Annotated in this window: 3 protein-coding genes; all 3 read right to left on the minus strand. The window is 50.0% G+C overall.

Annotated elements, in window-relative coordinates; translation table 11 throughout:
• Positions 1-67 precede the first annotated feature (67 nt).
• Genes NYE68_RS12895 through NYE68_RS12905 form a run of 3 tightly spaced genes read right to left on the minus strand, consistent with a single transcriptional unit; the run spans position 68 to position 20,173 of the window.
• Positions 68-6,283: a beta-ketoacyl synthase N-terminal-like domain-containing protein gene (locus NYE68_RS12895; protein ID WP_324636741.1), complete on the minus strand. Its 6,216-nt coding sequence runs from the start codon at positions 6,281-6,283 to the stop codon at positions 68-70.
• Positions 6,280-12,432 carry a type I polyketide synthase gene (locus NYE68_RS12900; protein WP_324636740.1) on the minus strand — a complete coding sequence of 2,051 codons (6,153 nt, stop codon included), beginning with the start codon at positions 12,430-12,432 and terminating at the stop codon, positions 6,280-6,282. The genes NYE68_RS12895 and NYE68_RS12900 overlap by 4 nt, the downstream gene beginning before the upstream one ends.
• A gap of 22 nt (positions 12,433-12,454) precedes the next feature.
• On the minus strand, positions 12,455-20,173 hold the full coding sequence (locus tag NYE68_RS12905) for an SDR family NAD(P)-dependent oxidoreductase (protein ID WP_324636738.1): 7,719 nt from the start codon (positions 20,171-20,173) through the stop codon (positions 12,455-12,457).
• Positions 20,174-20,176 lie beyond the last annotated feature (3 nt).

Consider the following 20,176-nt stretch of genomic DNA (forward strand, 5'->3'; position numbering starts at 1 on the left):
GATGTGATCAAGATTTGAAATGACCCGCCAAAGCTTACGAGTAAACCCGGCGGGCGGATATGTGAATTTACGGTCTTGTTTTGGCGGGCTGCTTCAGCATCTCACCATGCACGTTCAGTATCTTTTCCTTCAGCTGCAGAAAGCTGTATTCTGTCATTCCGTCTGCCGAATATAAAACGCCGCAAAATTCAGAAATCGTTTCGGCTGCGCTGTCTTCAGCCAATAACGTCATATGGTTGGATACCGCCACATCCATGATGGCGATGTTTGTCATATGCTCTTCCCACTGGCTCCAGTAGTTGACGAAATCAGCGGATAAAATATCGGCCCTGATCGTAAAATACGGATCAAGCTCACCCAAGAAAATACCGTTTTTATTTCGGAAATAATAGCATGTCACCCCGTTCGGATCCGGAAGCGGCAGGAGTTCGTAATCAGTGATTTCGTAAGCGTCCTGAACGTTTATATTCTGCCTGATCAGATTTTTCACCAACGCGTCCGTCTTCGTTAACCCCCGCTGTTTGGCTTTTGCGATTAATTGCTCCAAAAATATGTCTTCATGAAGATCGGCATTCAGTTCATCACGATGAATCAAGGTTTCAGATATGCGTTCCGGATGTTGATAGACCGGTGCAAATAAAGCCATGTTCACCGTCTGCAGCATCATATTTTTATCAAATAATTCATCAGGAATGTTTATTTCCCGCGCACCCGCCGAGTCAAAGGAGTCGAGCATGACGATTGACTCAACGGTTTCTCCAGCCAGCTGCAATTGCCGGGTGACTTCATAAGCGAGCATGCCCCCTAATGAATAGCCGCCTACATCGTAAGGACCCCGGGGCTGCACGGTACGTATGAGCTTAACGTAATATTCGGCCATGTTTTTAATGCCGCGGATCGGTTCCCGGTCTGTCATCCACCCTCTTGCCTGAATTCCGTAAAAAGGACGCCCGGTCCGTTCGGCAACAGGCTGGTACAGCTCCACTGCCCCCAGCGCGGAATGAAACCAGAAAATCGGTCTTCCCTTTCCACCCGGGTTAAGACAGATCAGCTCGGGCGGTTCTTGATCATCTGTCTTTTCTGATATATCGTTTTGTTTCGTATGTTCCTCATGTACTTCCTCAGTGTCTTTTTGGACAGAACCGGTCAGATACCCGGCTAATGTTGCGATTGTCGGGTATTCATAGACCAGATTTGCCGTAATAGACGCTTGATAGGTTTTATTAATGGACTGAACCCATTCCACACCGATAATAGAATCCAGCCCCATCTCAATGAATGCCTCATGCTCATCAATATCTTCCGGCTTCAGAAACAGGATGTCCGCAAGGCTTTCTTTGAGCTCTTTGCGCAAAGTGCCGTCAGAGATGCCGGCAAGGGGAGTTTCTGCTTCCGGGATTTCCGGACGTACCGCGGTTTCCTCCGCTTCAGCATACTCGGGTTTCTTTATTTGTCCCGCTATATATTCCGCAAGCTCTTCAAGCGTCGGGTGTTCATACACCTTATTGGCAGTAATCTCAGTGTGGTACGTTTTATTTACTGTTTGTATCCATTCAACCCCGATAATGGAGTCAAGACCCATATCGATGAAAGGCTCATCAGCATCAATATCTTCCGGTGACAAAAATAAAATATCTGCCAGGCTTGTCCTCAATTCTTCAAGCAATGTTCTATTGTCTTCGGAAACGGCTTTTTTCGGCTGCTGGACAGAAACAGTACAATCCAAAGGCTGTAACACGATTGGCTTTTGCAATGTCTCCGGTTCAAACGCTGTCATTTCGATCTCAGTTAAAGGACTCAGAGAAATCAGCCCTTCATGTTCAGGCTGCGGCGAAGACGGGAGAACGGTTTGCGTTTCAGACTTTTTCATGGCTTGGCCTGGTAAAGAACTGTTTACATCAGCCGCCCAATACCTTTCTTTTAAAAACGGGTAGGCCGGCAGCGGCGTTTTATAATATTGTCCTCCGTCAAAAAGCCGTGTAAAAGGAAGATCATACCCTCTGCAAAAAAGGTCAGCGATATGTGCCAGGCTTTCTCTGTACTGCGCGGGCGAAGCTGCCGAGCGGCACTGTTCAATGCATTCCATTCCGAATGTTTTCATTCCGGCTTCTTCTGCCGGCTTCTGATCCTTCAAATTGGACACAAACACACCCGGAAGCTCTCTTTTTACAAGCCACTCCGATAATACCCGCTTCAGTTCGTCCGCACTGCTTACGATACAGGCAAACCGGTGATGTAAATGCTTTCTGCCGAGCAGGAGCGTATAACTTATATTTCCCAGATCGCTGTCTTTGTTCTTGCTGAGTGAATCCAGCAGGCGTTCTGCCTGAATTTCCAGCTGACGCTCCGTCCGCGCAGATAAAGGAATGAGGCAGGCCGGTTTTGCCGGCGACCGGCGCACGGTTTGCGGCGCCTCTTCAATCACAAGATGGGCATTTGTTCCGCTGAATCCGAATGAACTGATGGCGGCTCTGCGCGGTGTATCCGGATTCCGTTTCCACGGTATCAGCTTTTCATTCACAAAAAACGGGCTGTCCGCAAATTGAATATGCTGATTGGCTTGATGAAAATGCAGGGAAGCCGGAATCTGCCGATGCTTCAGCGACAGCAGGATTTTAAACAGTCCGGCCATCCCCGCGGCCGCAGCGGCATGTCCGAGATTGGTTTTCACAGAGCCGATGGCGCAATATCCTTTTTTATCCGTATAGCGGCGGAAAGCGCGCGTTAAGGCGCCGAATTCGATCGGGTCGCCCAGTGCAGTGCCCGTTCCGTGAGCTTCCACCATTTGAATGGTTTCCGGATCAATGTGAAAAGTATCATAGACATGACGTTCCAATCGTTCTTGAGAAAGCGCGCTTGGAGCGGTGATTCCGTTTGTAGCGCCGTCCTGATTCATTGCAGATCCTTTTATGACGCCGTACACATGATCTCCGTCACTAACGGCGTCGCTAAGACGTTTCAGCACCACCGCTCCCACGCCTTCACCCGGCACGAACCCGTCCGCGCTTTGATCAAACGTATGGCAGCGTCCGGTCGGTGACAGCATATTCGCCTTATTTGACGATTGATAAAAAGCGGGAGTGGATTGAATGAAAACCCCGCCCGCCACCGCCATTTCCGTTTCTTTCGTCCAGAGCCCCTGACATGCCAAATGAATGGCTGTCAGCGAACTGGAACATGCTGTATCAACAGTGATCGCCGGCCCTTGTAAATTAAGATGATAGGCGATCCTTGCCGGAGTGACGGAATTGTGATTGCCCCAAAACGCCTGCGCGGGCCCCTGCTGTTTAAAAATGGCCTGGTAATCTCCGCCGCAGGAGCCGGCATACACGCCGCATTCCCGGCCTCTTACCGAGTCTCCCGCATATCCCGCATCTTCAAGCGCTTTCCATGATTCTTCCAAAAACAGCCGCTGCTGAGGGTCCATATAGGTCGCTTCACGTCCCGATATATGAAAGAAAACGGGGTCAAAACATTCAATGTCCTCTATAAAACTGCCATACTGGCATTGGCTGTCAGAGACATCCCATCTGTCTGCTTTTTTAATCAGATCCCGCCCGGCGGCTAAGTGTTCCCAAAACTCATGGAGATTCTCCGATTCAGCAAACCGCCCGCTCATCCCGATAATCGCGATCGGTTCTTTTTCAGGTAACACAGCTGCTGATTTTACTGTTTCGGCCGGATCCTTTTGTTCGGAGCGGTACGTCATTTGATACGGTTCAGAAACGCTGATGACGATTTTCCCGATATTTCCGCGGTCATCCAGACAGTGATACGCTTCTTTTATGTCTTCAAAGGAAAAGATTTTTGAGATGACAGGCTGAATGACTCCCTCTTCTGCCAGCCGCTGCAGTTCCAATTGATAGTCCTTGACCTGGTCCGGATTTTGAAGGGACAGCTTCCGCAAATCCACGCTGTGAAACGATTGATTGTTATGAAGGACGGACAAGTCGACTGATTTAGCGGATTTCAGCGCAGTCATGGCAATTTCGATATATCTTCCGCCCGGCGCCAGGCAATTCATTCCTTTTTGCAAGGCATCACCGGCCAGGGTATTAATGACAACATCCACCCCACGGCCGCCGGTCATTCGCATGATTTCCGTTTCAAAATCTTCTTCTAAATAGCAGATGGTATTGCGGACCCCGAGCGAATGCAAATACTCAATTTTTTTCTGTGATCCGGCCGTGGCATATATTTCCGCGCCGATATGCCGGGCCATTTGCACCGCGATCAGCCCCGTTCCTCCCGTCGCGGTCTGAATTAATATTTTTTCGCCTTTTTTAAGTCCGGCTTTCCGGAAGGCGTCTATCATGGTCACCGCCACGGTGGGAAGAGCGCATGCTTCTTCAAAGGTCAGCCGGGCCGGTTTATGATAGACTTGATGTTCTTTACATGTGATGAGATTCGCCTGAGATCCAAATTCCTCTCCCATGCCGACAATCACTTCATCACCTGGAATGACGGATGTTACATGCCTTCCTGTCTTGATCACGACGCCGCTTGCTTCAAATCCCGGAGTGAACGGATAAGGCGGCATCGTCGGGTACAGCCCTCTGACACAAAGCAAGTCTCCGAAGTTTAAAGAAAAGGCGCGGACGGCTATTTGAACTTCGTCATCTTTTGTCTCGGGCACCTCACTGAGGGCAATCGTCAGATCTTCAATGCCGCCCGGACGGTCAATCACAACCCGGAACATTCCCGAGTCATCGGACTTTGCGAAAGAAGGCGGCATACGTTCTTGTTTCGGTTTCTGATAACCGTTTTCCTTTCTTTCCGTCTGCAGAGGTTTTTCAGCAGGCCGTTCTTCCTGAAGCGCCGGGCGGATTTTCGCTCTATCGGTCTTCAGAGACGAGGCTATGATGGTTTCGTATTCTTCCGAGATATAACCGGTCAGCAGTTTCACATGATAGTAATCAAATAAAATCGTTGTCTGCAGTGTAAGATTCAATCGCTTATTAATCTCGTTAATCACATTGACGGCCAGAATGGAATCAATGCCGTATTCAGAGAAATTCAGTTCTTCCTGAATATCCTCTTCTTTCATTTTTAATACATCGGCAATACTTGTTTTGATGACAGAGCGGACATGGGAAGAGACCGATTCCCCATCAGCCTTAACAGCTTGATGCTCCTCTGGCGCGCGGCTTCGGGAAACAGGCTGCGCGGGCTTTCGGAAAACTTCGGCCGGGGCGGCGTATGGCTTTCTGCCGTCTCTGATCCCTTGCATCCGGACGAGTCCGTCACTCTCAGCTGCGATAATCTGCTGGCCTAAATCATGAGCCGTTTCAGCAGGGAAACAAACCGCTCTGTATCCTTCCGAATGCAGCACACGCTCCCACGATTTTGGATATAAGCCGGGACTTCCCGGAATCCGAAGCTCAGCATCCTCATAGGACCACCAGCCGTCAAGCAGCCCGAAGGTTAAATGGGTAAAAACAGAACGATCGCTGATTTCGTTTATCAAAACCATCCCGTTGTATTTCAGGAGCGCTTTCAGACGGCGCAGTGTCAAACCGATATTTTTTGTGGCGTGAAGCACATTGGCGGCGATGACAATATCGTAAACACCCGTTTTGATATTTTGTGATTCGCAAGGCTCCTCCGCATTAAACAAGGCTGTTGTCAAATACGGCACATCAGGTCCGTATTCCTGTTCGGCATGCATTAAAAAAGCTTTAGAAACGTCCGTATAACAATATTCCGCAATCTGTTTTGCAAATGGTTTCAGTTTTGTAAACAGCATGGCGCTCGTTCCGCCCGTCCCGGCCCCTACTTCTATCAGCCTGATACGGGCATCGGGGTGTTCTGTAAGATAGGCTTTCAGGTAAGCGGCCGCGGAATCTGCTAACACTTCATTAAAATAATCCGCGACAGGATTATGCTTATAAACACCTTCAACGAGCCGCATTGATGAATCGGGAAATACGATATCCGTAGCCGGACGTTCTCCTTTTAAAATGGAAGGCATCGCTTTTATCGTCGCCTCGGCCAATTCAGCTTGCGCAAGCTCCCCATTGGGAAGCAGGCGTTTATGGGTATTCCACTCATTCCAGACTGTGCGGCCGTCCGGGCGCTGATCCGTGAGAAGAGTGACCGTGTATCCGTCATACGCGATATACCCGTTTTCTTTTAATAGATTCAGGCTTTCTTCCAGCCATCTGCCGTATGTGCCGATCACGCCGGCGCTCCGCATGGATGCTGCAGGTGTAGTGACAGGCTCGCTGAAAAAACCGATTGACTGTAATTGGTAAAAGAGCAGTTTGCAAAGAAGGCTGTTCATATGCGCAACTCCATTTCTCGTTTTAAAGTCTCAAGCCGTTCATTCCGATCCGGATTTTGCCGCTTGACGCTTTCCATAAATGAAGGCTTCGGGCCGGATACAACCGATATTGCATCTTGATCCGTCAGCGCGGCTAAGCCGTGCGGAGCAGCTTTGATGAATGCCGCTTGGCTGAACGGTTCTGATAGTAAGACTTCCAGCGCCTCCATTGCTTCATCGGGTTCAATAGAACCGATCCCTGACGCCTCCATCCGTTTTCTGTAAGACGGGTCTGATACAACACCCAGACTGCCCCAATATCCCCAATTCATGACTTTCACTTCACAATCAAGCAAGGAAGCGATATGGCGGGCAAAGGCGTCTTGAAATGTACACCCTGCCGCATAGTTGCTTTGCCCGGCATTTTTTGTGAAAGAATTAACGGATGAGAAAAACAGCACAAAATCAAGCGGTTCTTCCTTAAAAGCTTCGATCATTCGGACGCTCGTATTCACCTTAGCTGAATAAGCGTTTCTGAAAGAAGCTTCATCCATATTCGCCATACTTTTGTCGGCAAGCGTTATCGCGGAATGGATGACTCCCGTTATATTGCCGTATTGCTCTCTTACGGAACGGACGGCCGCTTTAAGCGCTGCGGCATCTTGAGCATCAGCCTGTATATAATGCGGCGCGGGGCCTGATAGCGCCAGCCTGTCTATTTTGCTCTGAATCTCCTGATCCTTCGGCCGCCTGCCGATCCATATCATCCGTGCCTTGTAACGGGTGATCATGTATTTGCTCCATGCTTCTCCGATGCCGCCCGCTCCGCCGATGACAGCATAAACGCCGCCTTCTCTGTACGACATACGCGGAGCGGAACTTGTCAGCACCCGGACTGTTTTTTGCTTGTGCCAAGCTCCGTTACGGTACGCGGCAGCATTTCCGTCCGGATCTGGAGGGAGGCGCCAGATGTCTTTCATTTCAGACGAATCACTGCCTTCTTCTGCATCAATCAGCCTGAAGTCCCAGTTTGGATATTCTTTTGCCAATGAACCGATCAAACCGTGTACGCCTGCATGCTCAGGCTGCGGCAGATCACCCGGATACACGGACTGTGTCTGCCGGGTCACCGCCGTAAAGCTGATGTTTCGGTTTCCATACCCGAGTGACAGCAGCGCTTTGATGAAACGGAAACATTGAATCACCCCATTCTCCTGCTCATCAAGCATTTCCTGACTGACGGATGCGGGTGCGAAACGATCCGGCGCAATCCATAAGAAATGGCGGATATCCTGATACCCGGCTGTCAATTCACGGAATGTTTGCTCGCTTGAATGATCCGGCGTCTCCGCCAGATGGGCGCGGGGCCACATTTTTGCCGCAGCCTTTATTGTATTTCCCGGCTTTCCGATGATCAGCAATTGTTCCTGATCAACCGCTCGATTTTCTTCCAGAGAAAAGAAAGTTTTGTCCCAAACAGGGGCAAGCATCGCCGTCTGAACTTCCTGCCGTTTGCTTTCGGTTTGGTTTGTCTGCCGGACAGCCCGGCAGGAGAATCCTGTTAACCTCATACAAACAGCGCCGTTTTCATCACATAAATCAATATCCAGCGTCAGCGCTCCGTTATCTGACCGATCGCTCTGTTTGCGGACAAGCGCCCACATCGTTTTCTGAGTCGGCTGAAATATTTCTGCCTGCCGCAGGGAAAACGGCAGCATCGGAGTGTCTCCGGCAGTATCTGAACCGGCACCCAGTGACGCCTGAAACGCGGCATCTAAAAGACTCGGATGGATGACAAACTGATCGGCGGTACTGTCTGCCGTTTCCGGCAGCGACAGCCGGGCTGCAGCACCCCTCTCTCCGATCATCAGCTGATCAATTCCTTGATGGCTCGGCCCGTATATCATACCCGCATGCCGGAAAGCCTGATAAACCTCATCAGACGTCATAACCGATTGGCTGCAGCCGGACAGCCAGCCCTCTAAGTGAACTGACGGAACCGCTGCTATCTCTCCTGATACCGCGGTGCCTTTACTGTATATAATCCGTTCTCCCCCGGGTTCTTCCGATAGGCTGTAAATCGTAAATTCAATGTCTTCATTTCCCTTAAGGATAAGGCTGATATGGACTTCTACATCCGTCCCCTTATGAACGACAGGCCTCATCCATATGAGATCTTTCAAATACATTCCTTTACGTCCGTCCGGCACAGCGTATGCGGCACGCTCAACGGCCGCCCTGGCCATTTCGATCACGGCGGCTCCCGGGAGCACCTTCTGTCCATTGACTGTGTGGTCAGTGAAAAAGAATTCCCGTCCGGTAAAAACGGATGTGAATTTCAGCTCCCACAGATCGGATGTGTTTTCATGAAGCAGCGGATGGATCACCGTTTTGCCGTCATTCCGTTTTGAAACCGCCTCGGCTTCATCTTGAATCCAGCATCTGACCTTTGCAAACGGATAGGCGGGAAGGCTGATTCTCCGGGGTTTTTGTCCCGAATATAACAAGTTCCAGTCCACATCGACTCCCTGCACCCACATGTTCAGCAAATGACCGTACTTTCTCTTTTTCAGCCATTTGACCATGGCTTCCTGCAAATCTTCATCAGATTCAAACACAGCCACTGTCTCATGATTTCGCTTCGCCCGCCCTCTGTAAAGATGGGGTGCGTTTTCATTTTCCAAGTACGATCTGAGCTTGTCCTCCAGCTCCTTAAGAGAGTCCGCAATGAAAGCCAGCCGCTCATCCATCGCTTCCCGCCCCGCTTGTAAAGTGTACGCGACATCAAATAAGTCCGGCTTATCCGTATGCTTCTTTTGAAGAAAAGCAAGAAGGCGCTCCGCATATTCTGTCAGACGCTCCCCATTTTTCGCAGACAGCAGAATGACAGCCGGCTCTTGGCTGCTGATTGCTTGTTTGACAGGAGCCTCATATTCTTCAATAATGATATGCGCGTTAGAACCGCCCGCCCCAAAGCTGCTGACCCCCGCCCTGAGCGGCTGTTCTTCCCCGTCTGCTGAAATCCGTTTCCAATCTGTTAATTCCCGGCATACGGAAAACGGCCCTTCGTCAAATTGGATATTCGGATTTAAAACATCCGCATGCAAAGATGGGGCGATTTGTTTGTGCTTCATCTGCAGCAGCACTTTTGTGACAGCGGCGATGCCCGCTGCAGATTCCCCATGTCCGATATTTGATTTGACAGACCCAATGAGACATGTTTCAGGAACATCACCGAATGCATCGGTTAAAGCCCGGATTTCAATCGGATCGCCTAATTTCGTCCCTGTTCCGTGCGCTTCCACATAGCTGATCTGGCCCGGAGATACCCCCGCCTCCTGTAAAGCTTGAGAAATGACTTCGCTTTGCGCCTTGGGGTTCGGTACGGTGTAACCGCTCGCTCTTCCGCCGTGATTAATGGCAGCTCCTTTAATGACGCCGTAAATCCGATCTCCGTCTTGTACGGCGTCTTCTAAACGTTTAAGAAGCAGCACCCCGACCCCTTCTGCCGGAATATAGCCGTCACCCCCGGCGCCGAAACTCCCGCAGTGTCCTTTAGATGAGATGAACTGCCCCTGGCTCAGCATGAGGTACTTGTTAGGATGAACGGTGAGATTCACTCCGCCGGCAAGCGCCGCGCGAATCCGATGATCCCGCAGATCCCGGCACGCCATGTACAATGAAGTCAGCGAACCCGAACACATCGTATCGACCGAAATGCTCGGCCCTTGAAAATCACAAAAATAGGAGACACGGTTAGCAATGGATGAAATCCCGCCGGGGAGCCCGATATGCCGTCCTTTCACTCCCGCTTCAGCCGTGAATAGCGGGTATTCCTGATACATGACACCGGCATACACACCTACCTGACGGCCAAGTTCAGGTGATGTCCTCGTATATCCCGCATCCTCCATGGCCATCCACGCATGCATTAAAAACAGCCGTTCCTGAGGATCAAGGTGTTCCGCTTCACGGGGGGAAATCTTAAAGAACTCAGGATCAAAATCGGCGATCCCGTCAATGAATCCGCCCCATTTGCTGTAGATCGCTCCCGGCGCCGTCCGGTCCTCGGAAAAGTAATGTTCCCAATTCCAGCGGTCTTTCGGAATTTCGGTAATACAATCCTTTCCTAGTTTGAGATTTTCCCAAAACGCATTGATATCATTGGCCTGCGGATACTTGCCGGAAATCCCGACAATGGCAATATCCAGCGGTTTTCCTTTCGTTTTTTGACGGCTTTGATTCCCGGACGGGGCAAAAGACGCATTTTCAAGCCGATTTGGCTGAAGCACTTCTTTCACAGACGCGTTTTTCAATTCCGCCAGCTGTTCCCCGGTATGACTGAGGACTGCGGCATCAAATGAGAGAAACCCGTCTTTTTTATGTTTGATTGTATTCACCACATAGGCGGTATCAGACATGACTGGTCCGTAAAGCGTCAGCCTCTCAATCATGAGCGGGACGTGAATCCGCTTTTTCAGCTGCAATTCTTCTTCACCGAGCGACATATAACAAGAATTCAATATAAGCGGGTCAAATGCAAAGTGACGCAGATCGCCTTTTTCTTTTTTTCCTGATAAGTCCAGCTGCAATAAAAAGGAGCTCTCACTCATTTTGTATCCCGCCGTTACCGTTTTCAGCATCGGGCCTATCGTGAAGTCGGCAACCGAATCGTACAGACGGGAAATGACATCCGGCGCCACCTTTTGTGCATGCGCCTTCATTTGTTCAACGTCATACGATTTTTTTACGGGTGCCTCTGTATATCTGCTTATTTCTCCTTCGGCACACGTCTTCCGGCTTTCTTTACCGGAGACAGTGCAGCTTGCGGTAAAGCGTTCGGCACTCTTTTCTGTTGCAAATGAAATGTCAATATGTGCGGCCTCTCCCGGCTCCAGCGTGACGGGCCCGCCCGTAAAGCGGATATCTTTCAGCTCGGCGGGATACGTGCCGGAATGAGACGCTCCGGATGCTTCAAGCACCAGACACGGATACACTACACCCATCAGTGCCGGTTTGCCGAAAACCAGATGATCCTGAAGGAATGCTTCATGTTCATAGAAAGTAAATGTCTGACTGACTGATTGCGTTTCAGAGACCGGTGCTGCATCCGCGACAAGGCCGGAAGATTCTTCTGTTTCTTTTGTTTTTATGTCTTCAAGCAGTTCGGATATGCTGCTGCACTCAAATAAAAGAGTCGGATTCAGCCGCAGATCAAACGCCCCTTCGATGTCTTTAATAATGGCCAGAAGCTGTGACGATTCAAGGCCTAATTCAAAAAACACGGTGTGCGCATCATTTCTTGTGACAGGACGGCCTACGTATGTTGAAAAAATGCGGTATAAGGTTTCATCCATCTGCTGAACGCCTGATATCAGCTGCCGGTCTGTCCGCACCTTTTTGGCTGTCAGGCCGAGCAGTGAAGCAATATGCGCACCGCTGGGGTTGTAAAAGTCAATATCCATTTTCACCATTTCAGAAGGCGTGCCGGATTTTTTCGAAATCACCGCGTAACAGCGCTCCGTAACGGTTTCAGCGGCACTAAACGAATCATAATAAATCGGTAAAAACAAACCGGCGCCTGCAGCTGTCTGCAATACGCCGGAGGCCATGGCGGCACCGTCCATCAGCGCGGGATGAAAGAGAGCGCCGGGGAGATTTTCCTGGCATGAATCAGACTGCCGAATATCAAGGAAACATTCCTCTTCATTTGCATAGATCTCTCCCTCCGGCTTCATCAGCCCGTCATGCGACAGTCCGCGGCTTCTCGCGGCTTCGTAAACCGTATGCAAGGAGACTGATGGAAGCGCAACTTGTTTTTTCTCTTCCGCGTCAAGGCGCTTATCTGATGAGAAAACCCCTTCATGCACCTCCGCTGATAAGAAAACCGTCCCGGAATCCGCCCCGCAAATCGAGGCAGTCCAGAACTCCTTTTCTTTACTGAATATGATACTCACATCAAGCCGCTCTGACCGTTTCACTGATAAAGGATGATAAATGGTCACCCGTTTCAGACAGATGGAACGGAATGAAAGATCAAGGCTTTGCTTTGCCAGCTGATACAGCATATCAATATAGGCCAGACCGGGCATGACAGATTCTCCGTGAACAAGATGGTGTTTCATAATGGGATGTTCTGCCGTCAGGCGCAGATTCACTGTTTTTTTCATGGTTCGTCCCCTTTTAAAAACGTCACGTTGTCACCTGCCAAAACGAGTCTGCAGGTGCAGTGCTTATCTCTGCTTTTTTCTCATATTTCTTTAAAAGATCCGCAATGTCTGTTTTTTCATTACTTGTTTTTTCCGCTTCATTCTCCGTGCTGTTCCAGCCGCCCAAAAGCGGGTAGTGTTTTTTTCTGAATTCCGGCGGCTGAGGCGCCCGGTGGTGTTCCCGCTGCCTTTCACCTCTGTATTCTTCAACGAGGATATGAGCATTTGTCCCGCCGTCAGGAAATGAACTCTGAGCTGCGACGCGGGGTTTCTTCTCTGAATGCCAATCAACGGGTTCACGATTAAAATTAATACGCGACGCTTCAAAGTCATAATGTTCAAATGGCTCACGCGCTGATAAGAAAGGCGGAATCCGCTTATGATAGACGCTCAGCACACATCGGATGAAGCCCGCAAGACCTGAAGACAGAAGCAAATGCCCCACATTCGGTTTCACCGATCCGATCCGGCAGGGCAGAAGCGTTTTCCGGTTCAGCTGATAGACATCTGAGAGTGCCTTGATTTCCACCGAATCAACGATTGGGGAACCGCCTCCGTTCACTTCTATATATCCAATGTCTTCGGGCGACTTTTCCGCCATGTCAAGCGCAGTTTGAATGGCGTCTCTCTGCGCTCTTATATTCGGTGAACCGGGACCGAGCGTCCGGCCGTCATTGTTTACCGAGACGGCTTTTATGACGCCGTAAATACGGTCTCCGTCCCGTACCGCATCGCTCAATCGCTTGATAAAAACCGCCCCCGCTCCTTCTCCGAGCACTTCTCCCGCTGATTCACGGTCGAATATATGAAACACGCCGTTCTCATTTAAAATATGGCGCGCTCCGAATAACCGGTGCGCGGACGGAGATAAGAGCAGACTCACCGAACCGACTAAGGCCGCGTCAATCCTTCCGGCCAAAAGGGCGTCTTTTGCAAAGGACAGCCCGATCAGCCCTGAGGAACATGCTGTATCCACGACAAGGCTCGGCCCTGTGACATTCAAAAATCGTGAAATGTTGGCGGCCAAATAGTTTTGTCCCGCCCCCAAAATCGGGTTAGGCGCCTGCAGGATATGTTCCATACCGGCTGAAGGCTGCGCCCTGCCGCCGATGTACACGCCGACTTTCCGGCCCGATAAATCCTTTTGGCCGTACCCGGCATCATAAACAGAATGAACCGCTTCTTCTAATATGATCCGCGCCTGCGGGTCCATAATTGCCGCGTCTTTTTCAGAGATGCCGAAAAAGCCCGCATCAAACATGTCGATATCATCAATCCACCCCGCATAATCCTTTGTATTTGCTGTTGCATGCCAGCGCGATGCGGGGACAGGCCGAATGGCGGTGTTCCCTTTCATCAGCAGCTCCCAAAAAGCATCCGTTCCGCCCGCCCCCGGAAAACGGCAGGACATGCCGACGACGGCAATATCGTCTTCGGTATCCGCTTTCGGTTTCATGGATGTTCTCTCTTCAGCGGCGGCAGTTACATCAGGCTGGACGTCCATGTCTTGAACGAAACCATTTTCTTTTGTCATAAAATCGGTTTCATGATGCGCTGCGAAATAGTCAACCATTTCTGTAATCGTTTGATATTGAAGCATTAAGGACGGTGTTAACTTTATGCTGATCCGTTTTTGCAATGATTGAACCAATTCCGCAAAGAGTATTGAGTCAATCCCGTATTCATCAAACGGCATATCATCTTTTATCTGCTCATCCGTCATTTTCAGTTCTTCGCTGAAAACGGTGCGCACCCATTGACGAATCATATCCTTCACCTTTTGGTCACCGGCAGTGCTTTTTTTCATGGGCGCTTCAGTTTTCTTCACCTTCAGAAGATCACCAAAATCAGCCTCACTGTCTTCGGGAACACACGGAATTCCGCAGCTTTGTCCGTTTAATATGATGTAATCTAAAAACTTCAGTCCGTCTTCGGCAGACAGCCTGGAAAGTCCTGATTTTTGATAAGCAGGTGTTTCCGGCAGGCCTTCAGCCATGCCGGTTTCTTTCCAGACGGGCCATTGAACGGCTTTAACAAACACGTTTCCCTTACCTGCCTGATGATTTGCAAAAGAGTCCATAAATGAATTAGCCATCGCGTAGTCACTTTGCCCCGCAGCAAGCGAAGGGATCAGACCCGAAACGGATGAGAACAAAATAAAAAACGACAGCGGCTCATTCTGAACGGCTTCATAGAGACCGCAAAGCCCAGTTACTTTCGGCGTGCAAACGCTTTCGATTTCAGTTTCGGTTTTGTTATAAAAAGCGGGGTGTTCTCCCATTGCACCCGCGCAATGAAAAACGCCGGTAATCGGTCCCATCGTGCCGCGGATGCTGTCCCTCATGTTCCGGAGCCCTTTTTGATCCGTAAGAGAAACGCTGTAATAACGGATCTCCGCGCCCCGCTCGGCTAACCTCTGCATCCGCTCGGCTTTTTCCGGGAGAATGCCGTCCTTTTTCATGTCTGCCCACTCTGAGGAATCGGGAAGCGGCTCCCGCCCCATGATGACCAGTTTCCTGCATCCGCGTGAAACGGCATGATCCGCCGCAATTGCGCCGATCCCGCGCGATCCGCCCGTTATTAACAGCACATCATCAGACGAATAGGAAAGCTCAGGCACCGCCGTAACATGCATACCCTGCTTCAGAAACGGCACATAACGGCGATTCAGCCTGTAGCAGCATTCACTGCCGCTTTTGGCCCGCGGCTGTAAAAATTCAGTCTCAATCTGTCTGCTTAATTCTTCTGTATGCTCAATCGCACAATCGCTATCTATCGTAAAAGAATGAATGTTGGCATACTCAGCGCCCAGCATCCGGTACAGCCCCGCCGTTTTCGCCCCCTGCATCAGAGGTTTACTTTCCTTGAAAGGCTGGAGGCGGTGTGTCACTTGGCTGAACACAGCGCCGCTATGACGGAATGATTCCAGAGCCTGCTGTAAAAAGGCAAGCTTTCCGTATTCTATATCTTCCCGCCGTTCATATTCCGCATCATATGCGGTTATGTCGATGACCCCGAGTATCTGTTTGTTTTTTAGAGACTCCCGCACTCTGCCGTAAAGGTTTCGCCCCGATCCGGCAGCGTAATAATCGGCGCCGTCTTTTGCCTGATGGATGAAACAGATCGTTTCAATATGGCCGTTTCCTTTAAAAAGAGCATCGGCCAATCGGCGCGTCTTATCAGTTGCAAGTATCATTACTGTTCCTGATAAGGCTTCAGACTCCGCCGGATCTTGCTGCTTCCAGTCTTTTTGAAGAATGATCTTTTGGTTTTCCGCCGGTTCGTCTGTCTGTTTCCGGATATCCGCAGGCACAGGCACCCAATACCGCTCCTTCGCGAACGGATATACAGGAAGGCTGACCCGTTTCGGCTTCTCTCCTTCGTATAACTGGTTCCAGTCAACGGCGGCTCCTTTTGCCCACTCAGTGAGCAATCTGGAATATTGCTTGTTTTTCAAAAGTTCGGCCATTCCCCTTGATGAAATGTCATCTTGAGCACGTCCGCGGAAACACCCTTCAATTTCCGTTTTTCGTTCAAGTACATCCTTCAGTTTCGCTTGAAGGCCGCAAACGGATGTAACGATCAATGCCAGCCGTTCAGGCATCGCTTCTCTGCCAGCTTGAAGCGTGTAGGCCAGGTCTTTAAGGTTGACTTCTTTTTCCCGTAAAAAGCGGTCATACCGTTTGACATATTCCAATAGCTGTTCTTCATTTTTTGCCGAAAGCAGAAACAGAACCGGCTCGTCTTCCCGTATACTCAGCGATTTCTTTTCAGCCTGCGGCGGCAGATATTCTTCTATGACAAAATGGGCATTGCTCCCGCTGGCGCCAAAAGAACTTAAACCCGCTCTTCTCGGCTGGTCAGGATGTGACGGCCGTTCCCATTCTTCCAGCCGGTCCGCCACATAAAACGGCGTATCCGGAAATGGAATATGGGGATTCAGCGTGTCCGCGTGCAATGACGGAAAGATTTCTCCATGCTTCAGCTGCAAAAGCACCTTTGTTAATCCGGCGATTCCGGCGGCTCCTTCTAAATGGCCGATATTTGATTTGGCAGAGCCGATGGCGCAAAACCGCTTCTTGTTTGTCCATTTGCGGAAAGCGCGGCTCAGCCCTTCAATTTCAATCGGATCACCCAGAGACGTACCCGTTCCGTGAGCTTCAATATAACTCAATGTCTCCGGATCAATGCCGGCACTCTGAAAGGAATCTGTAATGACTTCCGCCTGTGATGCCGGATCAGGCACGGTCAAACCGGATGTTTTTCCGACATGGTTTAAAGCAGAGCCTTTTATGACGCCATATATCGGACAGCCCATCTTTTCCGCTTCTTGAACAGTTGTCAGCAACACGGCGCCGACGCCTTCTCCCGGCACATAGCCGTCACCGCCGTCGGCGAAGCTTTTGCAGACGCCTTCTGAAGACAGAAATCCCGCATTCGCCAAAAACGCATATTTATGCGGATGTGTGACCGCATTAACACCGCCGGCAATGGCGAATTCGCACTCCCCCCTTTTAATGCTTTCACATGCCAAATGTATGGATGTGAGCGAAGAAGAGCACATCGTATCAACAGCCATTGACGGCCCTGTAAAGTTCAGGCAGTGAGACACGATATTCGGAACGGAGGCAGGCGTCACGCCCATAGACAGCGGTGTGCCCCGCTGTGTGATTTCAGCGCCGAACAGCTCATAATGGCTCCAAAACACACCTGCGAATACCCCGACGCGTTTTCTTTTTTGTGAAGATGGCCCGCGCGCCGTTCTGTCCTGATAAAAACCGGCATCTTCACAAGCTTCCCAAGCCGTCTCTAAAAACAGCCGCGCCTGCGGATCCATCATTTCAGCCTGGCGGGGAGTCAGATTGAAAAACAGCGGATCAAAGCTGTCTATGCGATCTAAAAATCCTCCGTAACGGTAGAACTGATCTGCTTCATATGAGAAAGGATAACCTTTCCATCTGTCTTTCGGCATTGTTGTGATGCAGTCTTTACCTGAGCGCAGATTTTGGTAAAATTCATCGATGCTTCCCGCCTGCGGATATCTTCCCGCCAATCCGATTACCGCAATATCGTGCTCTTCTGTGTGTCTCTCTTGTTTTCGGCTTCTTCTCTTGACAGCTGCATGGGATAATGAAGAGCGGTTCTTGTCTGCCATCGGAACCAATCGGGCCATGCTTTCAGTTACAGCAGGCTCCTTCCCGTATAAAATAACGGATTGCAGCTTGCCGAGACGCAGCATATATTCTAGTGAAGCCATCCCTTCCCCGGCCGGAAGCGGGCTGGTGCCGGTTGCATCATTCATGATCTCTTTCATCAAACTGTCAACCTGCATGCCGCCATCTTCCCAAAGAGGCCAGTTGATCGTCATAGAAGCCCCGGTCCGTTCGCCTTTTTCCGCTTTGCAATCGCGATATTTCATATATTCATCCATAAAAGCGTTCGCTGCGGCATAATCTGTCTGGCCCGCATTTCCGGTCAACGCCGAGAATGAGGAAAATGCGGCGAAAAATTCAAGCGGTTCATGCCGTGAAGCTTCATCGGCATGAATCAGGCCGCTGATTTTCGGCAGGAACACCCGCTTCAAGTCAGAACTGTCTTTTTGGATGATAAATTGGTCTTTTAAAACACCGGCGCAATGAAAAATGCCCGTCAGCCGGCCGAAAGTTTCTGTAATCTGAGCAAATGCCCGCTCTGTTTCGGCTTTGCTGCCGATGTCCGCTTGAACATAAAGAACTGCTGCTCCCAATGCTTTCAGTCTGCTGATCTTCTCAGACTGTTCCGGCGAACGGCCGATGAGTGCGAGCTTCACCTTTTCTTTTTCTGCAAGGTGACGGGCAAGCAGAAATCCAAGACCGCCGAGGCCTCCTGTAATGACATATACGCCGTTTTGTTTCCAAGGAGACTGTGTCTGTCCGTCCGGTTTCTCAATACGTTCGAACAATCTGATCTGCCGCATATTGTCTTTATATAGAATGTCTGTGCAGCCTGCATGAGAGCAGTCTGCTTCTGTTCTAATGATTGCGGCCGTCTCACTCGGCAATCTCTCATTCTTGTCACAGAAGGTGATCACCTGAGTGCGAAGAGCCGGATTTTCCAGATGTGCCGTTTTCAGCATAGCCCCGAGAGCGGAAGACAATGCCGCTCCATTCTCAACGGCGCATACAAGCTGAATCAATGTATGTTCTTTCGGATGGTCTGTCAGTTCCCGTTTGAGCATACGAAATATGCGCTCGGCATCTGCTCCAAACTGCTCATCTGCAACCTCATGCTCCCTTTTCAGTTCTATCACTTCCGCTTCCGGGCAATATGTGCCGAGTTCACCGGTGAGACGGGGTCCTGCATCGGCAGCGATAATGAGATGACGGGTGTGTTTTTGCCCGTTCTGCACCGCCGTTTCCAGCGGATGATCTTTCCAGGCGGGTTCAAAAAACAGAACCTCATCAGCAGTGTCAGCGTCTGATGTATGCCGTTCTTTTGCCGAATCTTTCAGCACACAGCCCGCTTCATTGATAAGGTAATCCGCAAGGCGGCGGACAGATGAATATTCAAAAAGCAGTGTCGGATAAAACTGCTGCTGAAAAGTCTGCTCTAATATCTTTACAAGCTTCAGCAAATGCGCCGAGTCAAGCCCCATATCATAAAAGCCTTTCCTCACATCAATATCCTGTGCCGGACGATTGACCAGCCTGGCGATTTCCGACTTTATGTAAGTCACCATGTTTTGTTCCGGCGTTTGCTGTTCAGACACGTCTTCTGCGGCCACAGAATTTTCCGACTCACCACGGCCGCTTCTGTTCTGCTGAGGCGGCTTCTCTTTGTCTATCAGATGGGTAATCATATTCGCTTGTCTGACCCTTTTTACTGTCAGTTTCTCACATTCGGCCAATACGTTCCCTGCCCTGTCGTAAATCGTGAAGTCGGCCGAATAAACATCAGGTTCGCTATCTGATACGCCGCTTTCAGTGCGGCTGTTTTTCGCAGAATAAGTGTAAATCGTTTTCGGAAACGGCTGATACATGCAAAAACGATTGATCATAAAAGGAATATAAGGTGTGTCATTCTGCTTTTGGGCCGACAATGCAAAGGAAGAGCCGGCAAGGGTGGACGCATCCAAAAAAGCCGGATGCGCCTTAAATTTCTCCCGGAATCCTTCAGCCAAATCACTCAGAGTAAGCTCCATTAATTCTTCTTTATCCTGAAGCTGATAAACGGCCCCTTCATTTTTCATAAACTCGCCATGCTCAATATGGCTTCTTCTTGCAATTCCATAAATGTCATGCATGTCCCATTTTCGGCTTGCGTTTTTCATGAACGCTTCAATATTCAGTTCTTTTGCCCGCGGCGTGTCTTCTTGCAAATAAAGCTGGCATTCCATATTCTCATCCCGGTTTCCGCCAAGCGGTGTGCCGTTTTTTGCTTTTTCGCTAGTAATCTCAACTTTCCAGCTGTCACGCGCCGGCGTAAAGGTCACATACAGGTGTTTATCAAACTCTTCAGATGTTACAACAGGCTGCTTAAAAATAATCTGTCTTAATTCTATAGGCCGTTCACCGAGATACCCGGCGGCGAGCCGATACAGCATATCTATTAAAGTCACGCCCGGGAGGACGCGGATTTGATGAACGCGATGATCCCGGACGATATAATTCGTATGGCTGATTTTCTGCAGGAACGTTTTGACTTGATCGGTGGCAACTGCCAATCT

The organism is Bacillus sp. FSL R5-0447, from assembly GCF_038606125.1.
Taxonomy (GTDB): domain Bacteria; phylum Bacillota; class Bacilli; order Bacillales; family Bacillaceae; genus Bacillus; species Bacillus velezensis.